Origin of the sequence: Citrobacter sp. C13, from assembly GCF_014596815.2 — a bacterium.
Classification (GTDB): domain Bacteria; phylum Pseudomonadota; class Gammaproteobacteria; order Enterobacterales; family Enterobacteriaceae; genus Citrobacter; species Citrobacter portucalensis.
Window position 1 is genome coordinate 2777209 of the sequence record NZ_CP115024.1, and the last position, 20535, is coordinate 2797743.

Consider the following 20535-nt stretch of genomic DNA (forward strand, 5'->3'; position numbering starts at 1 on the left):
AAAACAAACTTTCATCAATTATGAAGAAAAAAAGAATAAATTGCGGAGAGTTGCAATAAAAAATTACAACAGGATGATTTTGAACGGATTATGAAGAACTATACCTGAACCCTGTTTATTAAGAAAGCAATTCACCAGGAATAATCCGTAATAAATAAAAACAGCACGCAAAAATAAGCCCTAAAGGATAATCCTGCAGGGCGAATATATTGATCACAACTTTTCGAGCATCAATCCGGCACGTAAACCACAGGCCACGTTAGGGTTGGGAAAGAGAACGTATTCAACATCATGGGTGACGATAAAACGTTCATCTCCGTCCTGCGCCAGCAAGGTGCCTTCTTTAAAGGGGGTAAAGTTTAGCGTCTGGTTATCCATGTGGAGAATGAAATCATCGCTACGACGCGTGATTTGCGACACCACGCGATAACGCAGCGGGGATATTTCTCTCGTCGACACCCGTTCACCCCGCAGCAGTTTCTCCAGTGCGTCTGCCGTTTGTGCAAACTGGGTGAGATCGTTTTGTCCAAACGGCAGCGCTTTACCCAGTTCCAACGTACAGGCCAACGCACCAAAATGTTCCCCGCTAAAATGGGTGAACGTGCCGCCAGGCGTCTGATGGAAAACCAGCGCTTCCAGTCCCGCGTCTCCCAGCCATTCAAGGAAATCCTCGTCCCAGGCAACATTGCGTTGTGGCAATACGCCAAAGCGCAGATGCTGTGAACCGCGAATCGCAGTGTGCAGATCCAGATGCCAGCGCACAGGCTCCTTTGCGCGCGAATAAAAATCTTCCAGACACAGCTCAAGCCCATGGGCTCGGTGCGTTTCTTCACTTGCGGTAAAAATCTGCCACCGACCGCCAAACATACGATTCAGGTCGCTATGACAATATCGTTTTCCCGCAGCCAGCGCCTGCGGGTTTCCCAGAATCACCAGCAGCCGCCATGTCAGTGTCAGCTCGCCGCTAAACAGCCTGGAAAGCAATGAATCGAGTATCTCTACCGGCGCGGTTTCATTGCCATGGATCCCCGCAGACAGCACCAGAGAATGTTCAACGGGTGCAAGCGGCGTCAGTTCCAGAATTCCGTGACCGATCCACTGCCAGTCAAAACCATGAGTGGTTCCTTGCGTTTTCTCTGGAGTGGCGCCTGCGAGCGTGATCGCCAGAAAGTTATCCATGGCGCATCCCCTCCTGCTGGAAAGGATACACTGAGCCGAGGTTGAGCAATTGCGTCAGCGTATCCAGCGCTTCACGCCCCTCGCGCAACAGTTGTGGGTCGGCAAGGTCGGCAGCGGTAAGACGATCGCGATAGTAACGGTCAACCCAGTTATTCAACGTGTTAAACAGCGTGTCGTTCATGATAACCGCCGGATTCACCGCCTGCTGTTCCTGCGGAGTGAGCACCACTCTCAGGCGCAAGCATGCCGGACCACCGCCGTTGGACATACTTTCACGCAGATCGAATACCCGCAGGTCATCGATCGGATTGTCTTCCTCGAGAAGCCGGTTCAAATACCGCCACACGCCAGCATGCTCCCGACACTCCTGCGGCAGGACCAGCATCATCGAACCGTCACTACGACTCAGCAACTGACTGTTAAACAGATAAGTGGTCACGGCATCCTGCACCGACACTTCCGCTGTCGGGACTTCCAGCGGGGTAAAACCTACCACCTGGCTGCGCAACTGCTCTAACAATGCCTGCTGTCTGACAAACGCCTGCTGATGACAAAACAGCACCTGGCGATTCGACACCGCAATCACATCGTTATGGAACACGCCAAGATCGATAACGTCCGGGTTTTGCTGAGCAAAAATGCGCTGATGTGGGTTGACCTGATTCAGTCGCGCGACCGCCTCGCTGGCCTCACGGGATTGCCTTGCCGGATAGCGCTTCGGTTGGGATGCATTGCCTTCTTCACGACCGTAAACAAACAGCTGTACGCCGGGGTCACCGTAATCTCCACCCAGGCGGTTATGGTTTGCCGCCCCTTCATCGCCAAATAGCGCAACCTGGGGTAACGCACCGTGGACCGCAAAGCTATTCTCATCACGGAAAATCGCCCGTAACAATGCTTCGGTAGTAGGCGCTTCCAGTGAACGGTGGAACTTATTATTCAGATTCGCCACCGTCAGATGCACTTTCCCGTCCAGCGAGTCTGCCGAAGGGCAAACCGTCGCCGCATTCGCTACCCACATAGGCGATGCGGAGCTGGCACTGGAGAGCCAGTGAGGCGCCTGACGCGCCACTTTATCCAGCACCTGTTCGTCACTGCCGCTAAAACCCAACTGACGCAGAACCGGAATATAAGGCCGCTCGTGGGGCGGGATCACCGCCTGAGGAAATCCTGCATCCGCCAGTGCTTTCATCTTTAGCAGACCTTGCTTTGCCGCCAGACGCGGGTTCGACACCTGAAAACGATGTTTGGTTGAGGCCTCATTACCAAATGACAATCCAGCATAGTGGTGAGTTAGCCCCACCAGACCATCAAAATTTACCTCACGGACTTTCATAGCTTATCCTCGCGAGAAAAATCCAGTCCGGGGCTAAGCGCCGTTGGCAGCGTTAAGGCCGGGGATTCCAGACTTGCCATCGGCCAGGCGCAATAATCTGCGGCATACCACGCGCTGGCGCGATGGTTCCCGGAAGCGCCTACACCGCCAAACGGTGCGGTACTCGCAGCGCCGGTTAACGGCTTATTCCAGTTGACGATCCCTGCCCGCGCCTCCAACAGTAGCTGTTCGAACTGGTCGCGATCGGGCGAAACTAACCCACACGACAATCCAAAGCGAGTGTTGTTCGCCATACGAATCGCATCATCAAAGCTGTCATAACGCCAGACGCCGAGCAGCGGACCGAAAACCTCTTCATCAGGTACGTTCCCCGCCCCGGTCAGTTCGATGATTCCAGGGGTCAGCAGTGACGTTCCGGCATTTACCAGACGTGGCGCTAACAGCGTACGGCCGCCCAACGACGCCAGACGCTGCCAGGCATCATAGACGTGTTGCGCTGCTTGTTCGGAAATTAGTCCACCCATAAATGGCTGCGGTTGTGCATCCCAGTTGCCGGGCATTAAACGCTGACTAACCTCCACCAGACGCGTCAGGAACGCATCACCCTGCGCGCCTTTTTTTACGAGCAGGCGGCGGGCACAGGTACAGCGCTGTCCGGCGGTGACAAATGCGGACTGAATGGTCAGATGCACTGCGGCATCAATATCTTCCGGATTCTCAATAATCAGCGGGTTGTTGCCCCCCATCTCCAGGGCAAGGATTTTTTCCGGCTGGCCGGATAACTGCTTATGCAGCTGATAACCGGTATTCGCACTGCCGGTAAACAGCAGGCCATCGAGGTCTTCCAGCGCACTCAGCGCCTGCCCCGTTTCACGTCCGCCCTGCACCAGATTCAGCACGCCCGGCGGCAACCCCGCCTGCTCCCACAGTTTTGTAACTGCTTCACCGGTCCACGGCGTCAACTCGCTGGGTTTGAAAATCAACGTATTGCCTGCCAGCAATGCCGGAACAATATGACCATTGGGTAAATGACCGGGGAAGTTATACGGACCAAAAACCGCCAGCACGCCATGTGGGCGATGGCGCAACGTTGCCGCGCCATCCGGTAGTTCGCTGTGCTGCTCACCGGTACGAGCGTGATAAGCTTTGACGGAGATGGCGATTTTATTGATCATCGCCGTCAGTTCAGTCGCGGCTTCCCAATGAGGTTTTCCGGTTTCCTTGGCGATAATCTGAGTTAGCTCGGCTTTATTGCTTTCCAGCAATAAAGCAAACTTTTCAACAATAGTCTGGCGTGCGCTGAAAGGCTGTTTAGCCCAACCGGCAAAGGCTGCGCGTGCGGCCTGGCACGCTTGCGTCACCTGCGTTGCATCTGCATCATTACCGTGCCACAGCACATCACCGCTTACCGGGTTGGTTTTCACCCGACGCTCGCCCAGCCCCGTCACCCAGTCACCGTTTATCCATAGTGTCATGCTGTTTTCTCCTCTGCACAAAGACGTACAAAACGTACATGGTCGCCAGCGTGGCATTTCAGGGCGTCCAGTTGCGCCGCCGTCAGCACCAGACGTTGGGTATCAAGGTCTGCGCGAACCAGCATGACGCGGAAGTTTTGATAGTTTTCATTGGCAACCAGACAGGCCGGATATTCGCCGGTTGCTGGCTGACCTTCCGCCACTTCCACCAGCCTGCTTTTACGAATAGCCCGAACCCGGTCAATATCGCATTCCAGCGTTGGCCCGCCGTCGAAAATATCGACATAGTTGCGGTAGCGAAATCCTTCTTTCTCCAGCACCGCCCGCGCCGGGGCAGTTTGCGGATGCACCTGACCAATCACGCCTTGCGCTTCATCAGACAGAAAATGGGTATAAATAGGATGCTTGGGCATCAGTTCAGCAATAAAGGCTTTCTGTCCTGTCCCGCAGAGAAAATCCGCCCGGCTGAACTCCATTGAGAAAAAGCGTTTACCGAGGCTTTGCCAGAACGGCGAGTAACCGTGCTCATCAATCACGCCGCGCATTTCGGCCACGACTTTCTCATTAAATCGGTCGCGAAAGGCCGCCATAAACATAAAGCGCGATTTTGACAGCAAATAGCCGTTGCCTTCTTTTCGCCAGTCCGGATCGAGAAACAGAGTACAAAGCTCGCTGCTACCTGTGTGATCGTTACTCAGAAACAACGTCGGCAGCGCGTTATAGACATTCAGCTCTTTCGAGGCGTGGACAAGGGTACCAACCCGGTAGTTGTACCAGGGATCGTTAAGCCCTACCGCCACCTCAATGGCGCAAATCCCGGCCACGGTTCCGCTGGTACTGTCTTCAAGCACAAACACATATCCCTGCTCACTTTTTGGCAACTCACCGCGCCAGGTTTGGAGTGAACGTTCGATACGCGCCATCAGCGTAGCTTCATTCGCCGGTAGCGAGGTCAACCCGCCGCCGGTCTTACTGGCAAGCTGCATCAACGCGGTGATATCCGCGCGTTCAATGGGACGAATCACCATCATGATGAACCCCCTGCTTTAATGCGTTCGCAGGCCAGCGCAAAGCGATCCAGTCCGGTGGCGACTTCTTCTTCGCTGACGTTGAGCGCTGGCGCAAAACGCACCACGTTAGCGCCAGCGATCAGTACCATCACCCCGGCAACAGTCGCTTCTTGCGAGATGAGTTTCGCTTTCCCGGCAAATTCCGCGTTCAGCACGCAGCCGATCAGCAGTCCGAGTCCACGAATTTCACTAAACAGTCCAAAACGTTCGTTAATGGCGTTTATACGCTCCACAAACCAGTCGTGGCGCTGTTTTACTCCGTTGAGCACTTCTGGTGTATTCACAATTTCCAGCAATTTACCTGCCACCGCCGTCGCCAGCGGGTTTCCGCCGTACGTTGTACCATGTGTACCAACCGTCATCACACTGGCGCAACGCTCTGTCGCCAGCAGTGCGCCGATGGGGAAACCACCGCCCAGCGCTTTTGCTGTCGTCAGCAGATCCGGCGTCACGCCGTAGTGCATATAGGCATACAGCTCCCCGGTACGGCCAACGCCGGTCTGAACTTCATCAAAAATCAGCAGCGCATTATGGCGATCGCATAACTCACGTAGCCCCTGCAAAAAGGCTTTTGTTGCCGGTACCACACCGCCTTCACCCTGCACAGGCTCCACGATAACCGCACAAGTAGTGTCATCAATCAGTTGGCTGGCAGAATCGAGATCGTTGTATACGGCATGACGGATATCCGGCGGCAGCGGCGCGAAATCCTGTGAGTAGGCAGGCTGTCCTCCGGCGCTGACGGTAAACAGCGTGCGGCCATGGAAAGCATTTTTAAACGCTACAATCCCGCTCTTCTGGCTGCCAAAACGATCGTGGGCATATTTACGCGCCAGTTTTAGTGCCGCTTCGTTGGCTTCTGCGCCGGAGTTACAGAAGAAAATGCGCTCGGCGAAGGTGGCGTCAATCAGCTTTTTCGCCAGACGCAGTACCGGCTCGTTGGTGTAGCCATTTCCCGTATGCCAGAATTTGCTCGCCTGGTCGTTTAATGCCTCGCGCAATGCCGGGTGGGCGTGACCCAGCGCGTTAACCGCAATGCCTCCCGCGAAATCGATATACTCTTTACCCTGTTGATCCCACAGACGTGAACCTTCACCCCGCACCGGAATAAAAGGGGCCGGAGCATATACGGGCATCATCCATTCATCAAAATTTTCACGCGTAATTGACAGAGACATAGTGACCTCAACGGTAAATAAAAGGTTATTTATATGTTAATAAATATAGTGTTTGCGGTGTAAATGTAGATTGCAGGGTTCGTGCCAGCCAGCGAAAAAAGTGCATAAACGGAGGTCGATGACGGAATATCAACAGGTTACAACGTGGCGATATTCACTGTATGTGCATATAAAGTGAATATGTTTGCGCATCAGGCGACTAAACAGAGGAAAAAACGCAGTTTTATTCAGTCGCCAAATATAATTCTGGAATTGTGATCGTATACGAAATTTTTCGGAAATTATTGCTCCATTCCGACGCGCTTCGCGCCAAAACGGTGCAGTTTTTGCTCCATCGTTAACACCATTAGCAATCATTGTTGGAATCAGGTGACAAGAAGCAGTCAGCCTGCAGAAATTCTGCTACCATCCTTGCACTATTCATCTTGCAAAGTGGCAGCGACTATGAAATTTGTCTCTTTTAATATCAACGGCCTGCGTGCCCGTCCCCATCAACTGGCAGCCATTGTCGAAAAACACCAACCGGATGTTATTGGCTTACAGGAGACAAAAGTCCACGACGATATGTTCCCTCTCGAAGAGGTAGCAAAGCTCGGTTACAACGTCTTTTATCACGGCCAGAAAGGTCATTACGGTGTGGCGTTGTTAACGAAAGAAACGCCAATTGCGGTACGTCGTGGCTTCCCGGGCGATGACGAAGAAGCGCAGCGTCGTATCATCATGGCAGAAATTCCGTCCCCTCTGGGAAGCATCACGGTGATCAACGGCTATTTCCCGCAGGGCGAAAGCCGTGACCATGAAACCAAATTCCCGGCCAAAGCTGCGTTTTATCAGAACCTGCAAAACTATCTGGAGACTGAACTGAAGCGCGACAATCCGGTATTGATCATGGGCGATATGAATATTAGCCCAACCGATCTCGATATCGGCATTGGCGAAGAAAACCGTAAACGCTGGCTGCGTACCGGTAAATGTTCCTTCCTGCCGGAGGAGCGTGAGTGGATGGAACGCCTGCTGGGCTGGGGTCTGGTGGATACTTACCGTCACGCAAATCCTGAAAAGAATGACCAGTTCTCGTGGTTCGACTATCGCTCAAAAGGCTTTGACGATAACCGTGGCCTGCGTATCGATCTGCTGCTGGCGAGCAACCCATTGGCGGAACGCTGCGAAGAAACCGGCATCGACTATGAAATTCGCAGCATGGAAAAACCGTCCGACCATGCGCCTGTATGGGCTAAATTCCGCGTCTGACCTTCTGCGTCTTTTTACTCTCCAGGCCCGGTCTGGAGAGTCTGTTTATTCTGTGCAAAATCAATAAAGTGACGGTAATACATTGTTACGGCCGGGAATTTATTATATCTTCGCGCGCGCTTTTCGCTGATGAAAATGCTCCATTGCACTCGGTTTTACAGGAGAACCCCCATGAAAAAGAAGTTCGCATAAAGCAGAATACCGGCTGCTGATTGTCGCGGTCCTGTTCTGCGTTCTGGCGGGAGTTTTCCATCATTATGGTCTGACCGACCTGATAACCAATTTCCATCATTTACAAGACGTCATCCGCCAAAGCGGTATGTTCGGCTATACGCTTTATATCCTGCTTTTTATTGTTGCTGCGCTGTGTCTGATTCCAGGCAGCATCCTGGTGATCGTCGGCGGTGTGCTGTTTGGCCCCGTGGCTGGGACGCTTATCTCGTTAGTGGCTGCAACCGTGGCCTCAGCGCTGTCGTTTTTGCTGGCTCGCTGGCTTGGACGGGATCTACTACTGAAATACGTTGGGCACACGGCGACGTTTCAGGCTATCGAAAAAGGCATTGCCCATAGCGGAGTAGACTTTCTGATCCTGACCCGGCTCGTGCCGCTGTTCCCCTATAATATTCAAAATTACGCCTATGGGCTGACGGCCATTCCGTTCTGGTCATTTACCGTAATATCGGCACTTACCACCTTACCCGGCATCTTTATCTATACGCTGATGTCGCATGAACTCGCCAGCGAAGGCATTACCCTGGTATTCATCGGTAAGCTCAGCGTGGCAGGGCTGGCGTTATTCGCCCTCGTTCAGGCAGCCAAAGCCTGGGCCCGATATAAGCATATCGATCCGTCAGCCAACCATGAGTGTACAGGTAAATGATAAAACGGAATAAAGCGCGGCTGGCTCGCTATTACCGGGTGGGTTTGATTGCTCTGCTACTGCTCGGGCTAATGGCATGGGCATGGATACCTGGCGTGAGTGATTTTCTCCACGGCAGCCTGGCAGCATTTACCACACTCGATCAGCATGCTCTGGAAAACTTTATTCGTTCTTATGGAACCCAGGCGGCGGTGGTGTCGTTCTTCCTGATGATCTTACAGGCCATCGTTGCACCGCTTCCTGCGTTTGTGATCACGTTTGCCAATGCCTCGCTGTTTGGCGCATTTTGGGGCGGCGTACTATCCTGGAGCAGCGCAATGGCAGGTGCGGCGCTGTGCTTTTTTATTGCCCGCATTTTAGGTCGCGGTGCGGTAGAAAAGCTGACCGGAAAAACGGTGCTGAACAATATGGACGCTTTTTTCGAGCGCTATGGTAAGCACACTATTCTGGTCTGCCGCCTGTTACCTTTTGTGCCGTTCGACCCGGTAAGCTACGCGGCAGGCCTGACCTCAATTCGTTTTCGCCATTTTTTCATCGCCACCGGTATCGGACAGTTACCCGCCACTATCGTCTACTCATGGGCGGGAAGCCTGTTAACCGGCGGCACATTTTGGTTTGTGACGGGTCTGTTTGTCCTGTTTGCCCTAAGCGTGGTGATATCGGTGGCGAGAAGCCTTTATCTTGAGCGCCAACGGAAAAAAAGCTGAGACCTTCCCCCATTTTTAACCATGGAGATATTATGCGTTACTGCTTATTGTGTCTGAGTTTGTTGCTCTGCCCGCTGGCGACGTTTGCCCAGGACGCCAGCTGGCAACAAATCAAAAATGACGCCCGTGGTCAAACGGTGTGGTTCAACGCCTGGGGTGGCGACAATGCAGTTAACCAGTATCTCGACTGGGTTAGCGGCGAGATGAAAACGCACTACGACATTAACCTGAAAATCGTGCGCCTGGCAGACGCTGCCGATGCCGTAAAACGCATCCAGACGGAAGCGGCATCCGGGCGAAAAACCGGCGGCTCTGTCGATTTACTGTGGGTTAACGGCGAAAACTTCCGTACGCTAAAAGAAGCCGGGCTACTGCAAACCCAGTGGGCGCAAACGCTGCCTAACTGGCGCTATGTTGATACACAAAAACCGGTGACCGAAGATTTCTCCGTTCAAACAGAGGGGGCTGAATCACCGTGGGGCGGTGCCCAACTCACTTTTATTGCCCGGCGCGATCTTACCGCGCAGCCGCCACAATCTCCGCAGGCACTGTTTAAATTCGCGCAGGCGCACCCTGGCACGGTGACCTATCCACGCCCGCCCGACTTTACTGGAACGGCTTTTCTTGAGCAGTTGCTAATTTCGCTCACCACCAAACCACAGGCATTGAAAGTTGCACCAGATACAGCGACATTCGCCGAAGTTACCGCGCCATTGTGGCAGTATCTTGATACTTTGCATCCTGTACTTTGGCGTGAAGGCAAAGATTTTCCGCCCACGCCAGCACGAATGGATGCACTGCTCAATAGCGGTACCCTGCGTTTATCATTGACCTTTAACCCGGCCCACGCGCAGCAAAAAGTGGCGAGCGGCGAATTGCCTAAAAGCAGCTACAGTTTTGGTTTCTCACAGGGCATGCTCGGCAACGTGCACTTTGTTGCCATTCCGGCGAATGCCCACGCCAGTGCCGGAGCAAAAGTCGTGGCAAACTTCCTGCTTTCTCCTGAAGCACAACTGCGCAAAGCTGACCCGGCTGTCTGGGGAGATCCTTCGGTGCTTGATCCACAAAAATTGCCTGACGAACAGCGTGATGCGCTGCTGGCGCGGATCCCACAGGGGCTCCCTGCCGTGTTGCCAGAACCGCATGCAGCCTGGGTAAACGCTCTGGAACAAGAATGGTTACGCCGCTACGGTACGCATTAATTCTGCTACTCTGGGCCATCATGGCGGCAGTTTATCTGCCGTTGGCGCCAGCGGCATGGTCTCTGATAACACCGGCGCTTAGTACCACACACTGGCTGGCGCTCTTTGCCGATCCTCAACTCCCGCAGGCGTTACTGGCAACACTGGTTTCCGTCGGCCTCGCGGCTGGGGGCGCGCTGATCATCGCGCTGCTGGCGATCCTCGCCTTGTGGCCCGGCGCAGGCTGGGTACGTCTGTATACGCGTCTTCCTTGGCTGCTGGCAATTCCGCACGTTGCCTTCGCCACCAGCGTGCTGTTGGTTTTTGCTGAAGGCGGCATACTTTGGCAATGGCTCCCGTTCCTCAGCCCACAGCCGGACCGCTACGGCATTGGACTTGGCGTAACGCTGGCGGTGAAAGAGAGCGCTTTTTTGTTATGGATTCTCTCGGCCCTACTGAGTGAGAAACAACTTTCTCAGCAGGTTATCGTATTGGATTCGCTGGGTTACAGCCGACTGCAATGCCTGAACTGGCTGGTTCTGCCCGCTATCGGCCCGGCATTAGGTAAAGCTATGCTGGCGATTGTTGCCTGGTCACTCTCCGTTGTTGATGTGGCAATCGTTCTTGGCCCCGGCAATCCGCCAACGCTTGCCGTATTGAGCTGGCAGTGGCTCAGTCAGGGCGACGTCGAACAGCAGGCGAAAGGCGCACTTGCCAGTCTGTTACTGGTGCTGTTGCTCCTTGTTATCGCGCTGGTGGGTTATCTGCTCTGGCGTGCCTGGCGACATACTATTCCGGCAGTAAACGGTGAACGCCAGCATTTTTCATCTATGACAATCGCACGCCCGCTGGTACAGATTTTGCCCGTCAGCGGTGTGGTATGCGCGCTGGTACTGGCGCTTATCGCCAGCTATTCCTCGCTAAACAACGAGGCGCTCAGCAATAGCCTGCAACTGGGGCTCCTTTCCAGCGTGCTGGCGCTACTGATACTTTTTGCCTGGCTGGAATGGGGTCCACAAACCGGACACCGCTGGGTCTGGCTACCGCTCATTTTGCCTGCGCTACCGCTGGTAACCGGACAATATCTGCTGGCGTTAGATGCCGAACAAGATGGATTGATGACGACCATTATCTGGGGCCACCTGCTGTGGGTGATGCCCTGGATGCTATTTGTGCTTAAACCGGCTTGGCAGCGCATTGACCCACGATTAATTTTGATTGCGCAAACCCTGGGCTGGACGCGGGGGCGGATATTCTGGCTGGTGAAATGCCCGCAGCTGGCGCGCCCGGCATTGATTGCCTTCGCGGTTGGCTTCTCGGTCAGTATCGCCCAGTATATGCCAACGCTGTGGCTAGGTGCCGGACGCTATCCCACGCTGACCACCGAAGCGGTGGCATTAAGCAGCGGCGGTAGCAGTGCGATTCTGGCAACACAAGCGTTGTGGCAGCTGCTTTTACCACTGCTCGTTTTCGCACTTGCAGCCTTTCTCGCCGCGTGGATCGGCCGCTTTCGACAAGGACTCCGCTAATGCTTACCGTACGAGGCGTTTCGTTGTACCAGGGCGTGAAAGCGCTGGTGAAAGACGTTAATTTTCAGGTTAACAAAAGTGACATCGTCACAATTATGGGACCTTCCGGCAGCGGGAAATCTTCGCTGTTTTCATGGATGATCGGGGCGTTGTCTCCCCAGTTTCAGGCCTCAGGTGAACTGTGGCTTAATGAACGACGCATCGATACGTTACCTACCGCGCAGCGCCAGATTGGTATTTTGTTCCAGGATGCGCTGCTGTTTGACCATTTCAGCGTTGGGCAGAATTTACTGCTGGCCTTACCCGCCAGCCTGCAAGGTCCCGCCAGACGCCATGAGATTGAATGCGCTCTCGCACGCGCTGACCTGGCAGGTTTTTATTCGCGCGATCCGGCGTCACTCTCCGGCGGACAACGCTCGCGTGTCGCCCTGCTCCGTGCACTACTGGCGCAGCCCCAGGCACTGTTACTCGATGAACCCTTTAGCAGGCTGGATGCGTCGCTACGCGATAACTTTCGCCAATGGGTCTTCACCGAGGTGCGTAAGCTGGGGATCCCGGTGGTACAGGTGACCCATGACGCGCAGGACGTGCCGCCTGCAGGCCGCGTATTTCAGATGGAAAACTGGGCGTGAATGTGTCGATATGCTGCGTTAACGCAAGGTTTTTACGTAACTGGCGGCACAGAATGTCGTCTTCTTTTTTTCAATGTCGGGCTATTCGATGAAACGTGTTTCTCAAATGACCGCGCTGGCACTGGCTTTAGGGCTCGCTTGCGCTTCTTCCTGGGCTGCTGAAACAGCACAGGCGCTCACCCTCAACCAGTTACAGCAAAAGCAAGGCGCGGCGATCGATACCCGTCAGAGCGCTTTTTACAACGGTTGGCCACAATCGCTCAATGGTCCTTCAGGACACGAACCTTCCGCACTGAATCTGTCTGCCGCCTGGCTCGACAAGATGAATGATGAACAACTCAGCGTCTGGGTTAAGTCACATCAACTTAAGACCGACGCTCCGGTGGCGCTGTATGGCCGTGATAACGACATGCAGGCCGTTAAATCCCGTCTGCAAAAAGTTGGCTTTAACCATATCTCAACCCTCAGCGATGCGCTGACAGATCCTGTGCGTCTGCAACGTCTGCCGCACTTCGAACAGTTGGTTTACCCACAGTGGCTGCACGATCTTCAGCAGGGTAAAGACGTGACTGCCAAACCAGCGGGTAACTGGAAAGTGATTGAAGCCGCCTGGGGCGCGCCGAAGTTGTATCTGCTCAGCCACATCCCCGGCGCGGGTTACATTGATACCAATGAAGTTGAAAGCGAACCGCTGTGGAATAAGGTTTCCGATGAGCAGCTTAAAGCGATGCTGGCGAAACACGGTATCCGCCACGACACCACGGTAATTTTATACGGCCGCGATGTCTATGCCGCCGCACGCGTGGCACAAATTATGTTGTACGCAGGCGTGAAAGACGTTCGTCTGCTCGACGGCGGTTGGCAAACCTGGTCCGACTCAGGTTTACCGGTCGAACGCGGCACTCCGCCAACGGTGAAACCAGAACCTGATTTCGGCGTGAAAATCCCTGCCCAGCCGCAGCTGATGCTCGATACGGAACAGGCTCGCGGTCTGCTGCATCGCCAGGATGCGTCTTTAGTAAGCATTCGTTCATGGCCAGAATTTGTCGGTACTACCAGCGGCTACAGCTACATTAAGCCAAAAGGTGAGATCGCAGGCGCACGTTGGGGCCACGCGGGCAGCGACTCCACCCACATGGAAGATTTCCATAACCCGGATGGCACCATGCGCAGCGCGGATGACATCGCCGCGATGTGGAAGCAATGGAATATCCTGCCGAATCAACAGGTCTCTTTCTATTGCGGTACCGGCTGGCGTGCTTCAGAAACGTTTATGTATGCCCGCGCGATGGGCTGGAAAAACGTCTCTGTTTACGATGGTGGCTGGTACGAGTGGAGCAGCAATCCGAAAAACCCGGTCGCCAGCGGTGAACGGGGTCCGGACGCCAGCAAGTAAGACTGGCATTATTGCCGGATGCGGCGAGAACGCTTTACCCAGCCTGGATATATCATCGTTGTAGGCCGGATAAGCGAAGCGCATCCGGCAACGCATTACCTTACGCCTGACGCTGAACGGTTTTCAGCGTCAGATATCCGCTCCAGATCCGGGTGAACGTTGTCATCCAGCACAGCGCGCCAAAGACCCACGCCAGCACGGCAAAATAGTCCGGGAACAGACACCCCAACACAAACAGCAAAATCGTCTCAGTTCCTTCGGTTAATCCACCCAGATAATAAAACGATTTATGCGCGTAACCGGGGTTATCAATCTGATGTTTTGCTGCCAGTGCGGCGAAAGCCAGAAAGCTGCTACCGGTGCCAATAAACGCGAACAACAACCAACTGCCTGCCAGCGCATTTTGCGCCGGAGCGGCAAGAATAAAACCAAACGGCACAAGGGCGTAAAACAAAAAATCGAGCGAGATATCGAGAAATCCGCCGGCGTCGGATAGTCCTCTGCGCCGCGCCAGCGCCCCATCCAGTCCGTCAAACAACCGATTGAGTACAATGGCCACCAGCGCCGCCAGATACCAGCCTAACGCCAGAAATGGCAACGCCAGCACGCCAATGGCAAATCCGACCAGCGTAAGTCCGTCCGGGGTAATCGCCGGTTTATCAATAATACCTACGCACCGATGCAACAGCGGTTTTAATCGTGGATGAAGATGGCGGTCAAGCATGCGGGCGTCCTTTAAAACTGTCACACAGTCCCTGCGAGGGAATATCGAGAGCGGCATTAAAACGCGCCGAGAGATTTTGAAACGCAATCAGCGCGGTCATTTCCGTAATGGCATCATCGGTAAAATGCTGCTTCATCTGCGCTTTCAGCGCATCGTCAACCTGTGGAGGCGTTGCGGTAACCGCATCGGCATAGGCCAGCGCTACGCGTTCTTCAGCGCTAAACAGCGTCGAATCTTGCCAGTTGACAACCTGCATGACTTTATCCAGCGCGCCACAGCGTTCTGCCAGCCGTAAACTATTCGCATCAACACAGAAAGCACAGTGGCAGACCTGAGAAACGCGGGTCATCAACAGCGCGCGCATCACCGGCGTTAAGCGCGCCTTTTTACGCTCCAGAAACCCGACAAACAGCGCCACCAGCCAGAACAGAAACGGCATCCGCCCCCACCAGCGCGTGGGATGCAGCACATCGCCATAATGTTTTTTCTGCGTGGCAACGAGCGGTTTTAAACTGGAAGGGATACGCGTTAACGGCTTTACCCACGACTGAGGTTCGTTCAACGGTGACTCCTGAATACTTTAGATAAAACAAAGATAACGATAGTATGTCATTTTCTGCTGTTAGATCTTGATGAATATGATGAAAACCCTCGACGTGGTCGCCGCTATCATTGAACGTGATGGCAAAATTTTACTGGCTCAGCGTCCGCTTCATGCGGATCAGTCAGGCATGTGGGAGTTTGCCGGCGGTAAGGTTGAGCCGGGCGAAAGTCAGCCCGAGGCGCTGATCCGTGAATTGCGTGAAGAGTTGGGCATTGAGGCGGTCGTGGGGCGCTACATTGCCAGTCATCAACGCGAGGTTTCAGGCCGATTGATTCACCTACACGCCTGGCATGTGCCGTCTTTTCAGGGGGAATTGAGAGCATTTGAACATCAGGATATCGTCTGGTGCTCACCTGAAGAGGCGCTGCGTTATCCACTGGCGCCCGCCGATATCCCGTTGTTAGAGGCGTTTATCCTTTTACGCGCCGCCAGACCAGCGGATTCGTGCTGATCGTTTTATCATCGCGCTGGCACTGCAACAGAACGCCATCGGCTTTAATCACCGCCCCTTCAGAGTAGTTTTGATCCTGATAAATACAGCACTGACTACAGGGCTGTGCCCGTTGACCGCTGGAACTGAACACTTCCGGCGGTACATTCACCTGCACATCCGGGCGATAAAGCTGATTTGCCAGCGTCGTGCTGGACACCAGAACCAACGCTCCTGCCATGATTAAACGGCGCATTGTGTTTCCTTTTTAACTGACATTTATGCTCAGTATAACGGTATAAATCGGCAGAAACTTTAGTCCCTTCCATCATCGTTTTTGGTTATGACCCACGGCGCAATATTAATTTACTTAGCGGGGTTAATTTTTTCTTGCGTCACGTCACACTGCTGATGGTATAGTCAAAAACTGCACAACACATAACATAAATATCAAAAATATAACCATATCAATACATAAGAGGTTCTTATATCTATGGATCAGACATGTTCTCTGGAGTCATTTCTCAACCATGTGCAAAAGCGCGACCCGAATCAGACCGAGTTCGCGCAAGCCGTTCGTGAGGTAATGACGACGCTGTGGCCCTTTCTTGAGCAGAACCCGCGTTATCGTCAGATGTCGTTGCTGGAACGTCTGGTTGAACCGGAGCGCGTGATCCAGTTCCGCGTAGTTTGGCTGGACGATCGCAATCAGGTGCAGGTCAACCGCGCGTGGCGCGTACAGTTTAGCTCTGCCATTGGCCCGTACAAAGGCGGTATGCGTTTCCACCCTTCCGTGAACCTGTCTATCCTGAAATTCCTGGGTTTCGAGCAGACCTTTAAGAACGCTCTCACCACGCTGCCAATGGGCGGTGGTAAAGGCGGGAGCGATTTCGATCCGAAAGGTAAAAGCGAAGGCGAAATCATGCGTTTCTGCCAGGCACTGATGACCGAACTGTTCCGCCATTTAGGTCCTGATACCGACGTCCCGGCGGGCGATATCGGCGTGGGTGGTCGTGAAGTCGGCTTTATGGCCGGTATGATGAAAAAACTGTCCAACAACAGCGCCTGCGTCTTTACCGGTAAAGGTCTCTCTTTTGGCGGCAGCCTGATCCGCCCGGAAGCCACCGGCTACGGTCTGGTGTACTTCACCGAAGCAATGCTCAAACGCCATGGTCTGGGCTTTGAAGGCATGCGCGTGGCGGTTTCTGGCTCCGGCAACGTGGCGCAATTCGCCATTGAGAAAGCCATGGAGTTTGGCGCGCGGGTAGTTACCGCCTCTGATTCCAGCGGTACCGTGGTTGACGAAAGCGGATTTACTAAAGAAAAACTGGCGCGTCTGTGTGCGATCAAAGACAGCCGTGACGGTCGCGTGGCGGATTACGCCCGTGAGTTTGGTCTGACCTATCTGGAAGGCAAACAACCGTGGTCGGTTCCGGTCGACATCGCCCTGCCGTGCGCCACTCAGAACGAACTGGATGTCGATGCAGCGCGCGTACTGATCGCCAACGGCGTGAAAGCTGTCGCCGAAGGGGCAAACATGCCGACCACTATCGAGGCCACCGATCTGTTCCTCGAGGCGGGCGTACTGTTCGCACCGGGTAAAGCCGCAAACGCCGGTGGCGTAGCGACATCCGGTCTGGAAATGGCGCAAAACGCCGCTCGTCTGGGCTGGAAAGCGGAGAAAGTGGATGCGCGCCTGCACCACATCATGCTGGATATTCACCATGCCTGCGTTGAATACGGCGGCGAAAGCAAGCAGACCAACTACGTACGTGGCGCCAACATCGCGGGCTTCGTGAAGGTTGCCGACGCGATGCTGGGTCAGGGCGTGATTTAATTCAGAACTGTTGTTTCCGTAGGCCTGATAAGCGTCGCGCCATCAGGCATTGCCGGATGCGGCACACGTGCCTTATCCGGCCTACAAATTACACGCCTGCCTCTTCCGATGGCGGGCTTTTTTTCGCCGGACGTTTACGCGGCGCGCTTTTTTTCTTATCGCTACCATTACCGCCAGGTGCAGCAATTCCACGAAAGCGTCGTACCGGTGTGCTGCGCGCCTGATCGATAAGCTGATACAGCGTCCCCACCAGCGGCTGCATGAAATCCTGATAGCGACACTGCTTTTCGCTGATTTGGGTCAGGATAGATTCCCAGTGCGCTGTCATGTCCGGGCGCGTCGCCATTTCTGGCAACGAGTGGAACAGCGCTTTTCCCGCATCGGTCGAATGGATATACCGCCCTTTTTTCACCAGGAACCCACGCTTAAACAGCAGCTCGATAATTCCGGCGCGCGTTGCTTCCGTACCTAAACCATCCGTTGCGCGCAGGATCTTCTTCAGATCTTTATCCTGCACGAATCGCGCAATCCCGGTCATCGCTGACAGCAGAGTTGCATCAGTAAAGTGCCGCGGGGGCTGGGTCTGACGTTCAACTACTTCGCCTTTTTCGCACAGCAGTTCGTCATCTTTTGCCACTACCGGCAGCGGCGTCCCGTCATTATCTTCGTCGCGCTCTTTGTTGCCGAGCAGCGTGCGCCATCCGGCTTCCGCCAGAAAACGCGCTTTAGCGACAAACTTACCTTTGGCGATATCCAGCTCAATAACGCACTTCCTGAATACCGCATCTGCGCAAAATTGCATCAGATACTGACGGGCAATCAGGTTGTAAATTTTCGCTTCGTTGTCATTCAGGTTGATGGACGAACTGCGCGCGGTAGGAATGATGGCGTGGTGCGCATCCACTTTTTTGTCGTCCCAACAGCGATTTCGCGTATCGGGATTGACCGCCGGCTGCGGGAGCAGATCCGGCGCATGGACGCTAATCGCGTTCAGTACCGCGTGACGCCCGGCAAAGTGTTCTTCCGGCAGATAACGGCTATCCGAACGCGGATAGGTAATCAACTTATGGGTTTCATACAGTTTCTGGCAGATATCCAGAACGTTTTGCGCACTTAAACCGAAGCGCTTCGCCGCTTCAATCTGCAACGCAGACAGCGAGAACGGCAACGGCGCGGATTCTGATTCCCGTTTATCGTTATAGCTGGTGACTATCGCCGGTTGACCGTTAATGCGGTTCACCACGTGTTCAGCCAGCGTGCGATTCAGCAAGCGCCCTTCTTCATCCTGATACGGCTCACACGCTTCGCTCGGCTGCCAGATAGCGGTAAACCGCTCATCGGCGGGCGTCACGATATGCGCTTTTACCTCGAAGAAATCTTTGGCGACGAAGTTTTCAATCTCTTCATCGCGACGCACAACCAGGCCCAGCACCGGCGTCTGTACGCGCCCGACCGAAAGTACGCCCTGATAGCCCGCGTTACGTCCAAGAATGGTGTAAGCGCGCGTCATATTGATACCGTACAGCCAGTCCGCACGCGCTCGCGCCAGTGCCGACACGCACAGCGGGATAAACTCACTGTTGGCGCGCAGCCGCTCAATAGCCCGCTCAACGGCCTGCGGGTTAAGGTCGTTAATCAGGCAACGCTGCACCTGCTGGCGCTTTTCAGGTGCCAGTTGCAGGTAATCCAGCACTTCATCCACCAGCAGTTGCCCTTCACGATCGGGGTCACCGGCGTGAATAACTTCGCTGGCTTCATGCAAAAAGCGCTTAATGACGTTGAGCTGTTTGGTCACCGAGGGGCGCGGTTGCAGTTGCCACTTTTCCGGGACAATCGGCAGATCGACCAGACTCCAGCGAGCATAACGACTGTCGTAGGCATCCGGCTGCGCCTGTTCAAGCAGGTGACCAATACACCAGGTCACCACTTGTCCATTTCCGCATTCGATAAAACCATCGCCTTTGCGATGCGGCTTCGGCAGCACATCGGCGATAGCACGCGCCAGACTTGGTTTTTCGGCAATAAACAACCGCATCGAGTTAACGAATCTCAACCATGGCGCGACCGCCACGAGCTTCCACTAACTCACCAATGGCGGTGAGATCGATACCGAACTGCTCCGCTGCCGCTTTCACTTCGGCTTCAGCTTCCGGCGTTACCGCCAGCAACAGGCCACCGGAAGTTTGCGGATCGCACAGCAGATCGCGTACCGATTGCGGCATTTCACCCATCAGGTGTCCGTAGCTGGCAAAGTTACGTTGGGTACCACCCGGCACCGCGCCCTGCGCGATGTATTCTTCAACGCCTGGCAGCTTAGGAATATCCTGGTAGACGATCTGCGCCTGAACGCCTGCACCCTGACACATCTCACTCAGATGCCCCAGCAGACCAAAACCGGTAACATCGGTCATGGCTTTCACGCCATCAATATCGGCGAATGCCGCACCGGCAATGTTCATCCGGCACATCACTTCTGTCGCCAGTCCTTTGTGTTCTTCTTTCAGCAGTGATTTTTTCTCAGCAGTTGTCAGAACGCCAATACCCAGAGGCTTGGTCAGGAACAACTTACACCCTGCTTCAGCGGTGCTGTTTTTCTTCACGCGTTCGGTCGGCACAACGCCGGTTACCGCAAGGCCGAAGATTGGCTCTGGGGCATCGATAGAGTGACCGCCCGCCAGCGCAATACCCGCCTGACGGCAGGCAAAGCGTCCGCCTTCGGTTACTTCGCGGGCGATTTCCGGTGCCAGCTTATCCAGCGGCCAGCCCAGAATAGCAATTGCCATAATCGGTTTGCCGCCCATAGCGAAAATATCGCTGATGGCGTTAGTCGCGGCGATGCGGCCAAAATCAAACGGATTATCGACAATCGGCATAAAGAAATCGGTGGTGCTGATAACGCTGGTGCCGTTTCCCAGATCGTATACGGCCGCGTCGTCGCGGGTTTCATTACCCACCAGTAAGTTCGGATCAACAAACTTCGCCTGCTCGCTGTGCAGGATGGTTTCCAGCACTTTTGGGGAAATTTTACAACCGCAACCGGCTCCGTGGCTGTATTGCGTTAAACGAATAGCTTGCTCGCTCATGGACATCTCCTGTCATTGCAATCCGGATATGGTAGCGCTCATT

At 54.3% G+C, this 20535-nt stretch carries 19 protein-coding genes; 9 read left to right on the plus strand and 10 right to left on the minus strand.

Annotated elements, in window-relative coordinates; translation table 11 throughout:
- Positions 1-213 precede the first annotated feature (213 nt).
- The 5 genes from astE to IB222_RS13300 are packed head-to-tail and all read right to left on the minus strand — an operon-like array spanning position 214 to position 6238.
- Complete coding sequence (gene astE / locus IB222_RS13280) at positions 214-1179, minus strand: succinylglutamate desuccinylase (RefSeq protein WP_149384633.1); 966 nt, start codon at positions 1177-1179, stop codon at positions 214-216.
- Positions 1172-2515 carry an N-succinylarginine dihydrolase gene (gene astB, locus IB222_RS13285; RefSeq protein WP_149384632.1) on the minus strand — a complete coding sequence of 448 codons (1344 nt, stop codon included), beginning with the start codon at positions 2513-2515 and terminating at the stop codon, positions 1172-1174. The genes astE and astB overlap by 8 nt, the downstream gene beginning before the upstream one ends.
- Positions 2512-3990, minus strand: coding sequence for a succinylglutamate-semialdehyde dehydrogenase (gene astD / locus IB222_RS13290; RefSeq protein ID WP_149384631.1), 1479 nt, complete (start codon positions 3988-3990; stop codon positions 2512-2514). Before astD ends, astB begins: the two co-directional genes overlap by 4 nt.
- Complete coding sequence (astA, locus tag IB222_RS13295; RefSeq protein ID WP_149384630.1) at positions 3987-5021, minus strand: arginine N-succinyltransferase; 1035 nt, start codon at positions 5019-5021, stop codon at positions 3987-3989. The genes astD and astA overlap by 4 nt, the downstream gene beginning before the upstream one ends.
- On the minus strand, positions 5018-6238 hold the full coding sequence (locus tag IB222_RS13300; protein WP_149384629.1) for an aspartate aminotransferase family protein: 1221 nt from the start codon (positions 6236-6238) through the stop codon (positions 5018-5020). Before IB222_RS13300 ends, astA begins: the two co-directional genes overlap by 4 nt.
- Before the next feature lie 444 nt (positions 6239-6682).
- On the opposite strand from IB222_RS13300, the gene xthA reads away from it, so the two are divergent.
- The 7 genes from xthA (at position 6683) to IB222_RS13335 (ending at position 13814) form a co-directional block, all read left to right on the plus strand.
- The gene (xthA, locus tag IB222_RS13305) at positions 6683-7489 is read left to right on the plus strand and encodes an exodeoxyribonuclease III (protein ID WP_003030642.1); all 807 of its coding nucleotides are present in this window, start codon (positions 6683-6685) and stop codon (positions 7487-7489) included.
- 223 nt (positions 7490-7712) lie between these two features.
- The gene (locus IB222_RS13310) at positions 7713-8369 is read left to right on the plus strand and encodes a TVP38/TMEM64 family protein (RefSeq protein ID WP_170974252.1); all 657 of its coding nucleotides are present in this window, start codon (positions 7713-7715) and stop codon (positions 8367-8369) included.
- Positions 8366-9076 (plus strand): TVP38/TMEM64 family protein, encoded by a 711-nt coding sequence (locus tag IB222_RS13315; RefSeq protein WP_063941485.1) that lies wholly within the window; start codon positions 8366-8368, stop codon positions 9074-9076. Before IB222_RS13310 ends, IB222_RS13315 begins: the two co-directional genes overlap by 4 nt.
- A gap of 32 nt (positions 9077-9108) precedes the next feature.
- Positions 9109-10278: an ABC transporter substrate-binding protein gene (locus IB222_RS13320; RefSeq protein ID WP_003832516.1), complete on the plus strand. Its 1170-nt coding sequence runs from the start codon at positions 9109-9111 to the stop codon at positions 10276-10278.
- Entirely contained in the window at positions 10251-11786 is a 1536-nt protein-coding gene (locus IB222_RS13325; RefSeq protein WP_149384628.1) for a thiamine ABC transporter permease, read from the plus strand. Before IB222_RS13320 ends, IB222_RS13325 begins: the two co-directional genes overlap by 28 nt.
- Positions 11786-12418 (plus strand): ATP-binding cassette domain-containing protein, encoded by a 633-nt coding sequence (locus IB222_RS13330; RefSeq protein WP_126318357.1) that lies wholly within the window; start codon positions 11786-11788, stop codon positions 12416-12418. Before IB222_RS13325 ends, IB222_RS13330 begins: the two co-directional genes overlap by 1 nt.
- Before the next feature lie 88 nt (positions 12419-12506).
- On the plus strand, positions 12507-13814 hold the full coding sequence (locus tag IB222_RS13335; protein ID WP_149384627.1) for a sulfurtransferase: 1308 nt from the start codon (positions 12507-12509) through the stop codon (positions 13812-13814).
- Positions 13815-13914: 100 nt separating this feature from the next.
- Here the strand turns inward: IB222_RS13335 and IB222_RS13340 are convergent, their stop codons facing one another.
- Both IB222_RS13340 and IB222_RS13345 read right to left on the minus strand, forming a co-directional pair.
- A complete protein-coding gene (locus IB222_RS13340; RefSeq protein WP_008784544.1) occupies positions 13915-14538 on the minus strand; it encodes a CDP-alcohol phosphatidyltransferase family protein in 624 nt (207 codons plus the stop codon).
- Entirely contained in the window at positions 14531-15100 is a 570-nt protein-coding gene (locus IB222_RS13345) for a carboxymuconolactone decarboxylase family protein (RefSeq protein WP_149280853.1), read from the minus strand. Before IB222_RS13345 ends, IB222_RS13340 begins: the two co-directional genes overlap by 8 nt.
- Before the next feature lie 79 nt (positions 15101-15179).
- On the opposite strand from IB222_RS13345, the gene IB222_RS13350 reads away from it, so the two are divergent.
- Positions 15180-15593: a pyrimidine (deoxy)nucleoside triphosphate diphosphatase gene (locus IB222_RS13350; RefSeq protein ID WP_126956334.1), complete on the plus strand. Its 414-nt coding sequence runs from the start codon at positions 15180-15182 to the stop codon at positions 15591-15593.
- Here the strand turns inward: IB222_RS13350 and IB222_RS13355 are convergent.
- A complete protein-coding gene (locus IB222_RS13355) occupies positions 15553-15828 on the minus strand; it encodes a YnjH family protein (protein WP_149384626.1) in 276 nt (91 codons plus the stop codon). The two genes, IB222_RS13350 and IB222_RS13355, sit on opposite strands and share 41 nt — an antisense overlap.
- Before the next feature lie 237 nt (positions 15829-16065).
- On the opposite strand from IB222_RS13355, the gene gdhA reads away from it, so the two are divergent.
- Positions 16066-17409 carry an NADP-specific glutamate dehydrogenase gene (gene gdhA / locus IB222_RS13360; RefSeq protein WP_003832501.1) on the plus strand — a complete coding sequence of 448 codons (1344 nt, stop codon included), beginning with the start codon at positions 16066-16068 and terminating at the stop codon, positions 17407-17409.
- An 88-nt stretch (positions 17410-17497) separates the two neighbouring features.
- Here the strand turns inward: gdhA and topB are convergent, their stop codons facing one another.
- Both topB and selD read right to left on the minus strand, forming a co-directional pair.
- On the minus strand, positions 17498-19444 hold the full coding sequence (gene topB, locus IB222_RS13365) for a DNA topoisomerase III (RefSeq protein WP_149384668.1): 1947 nt from the start codon (positions 19442-19444) through the stop codon (positions 17498-17500).
- Positions 19445-19448: 4 nt separating this feature from the next.
- Positions 19449-20492: a selenide, water dikinase SelD gene (gene selD / locus IB222_RS13370; protein ID WP_149384625.1), complete on the minus strand. Its 1044-nt coding sequence runs from the start codon at positions 20490-20492 to the stop codon at positions 19449-19451.
- Positions 20493-20535: the final 43 nt, after the last annotated feature.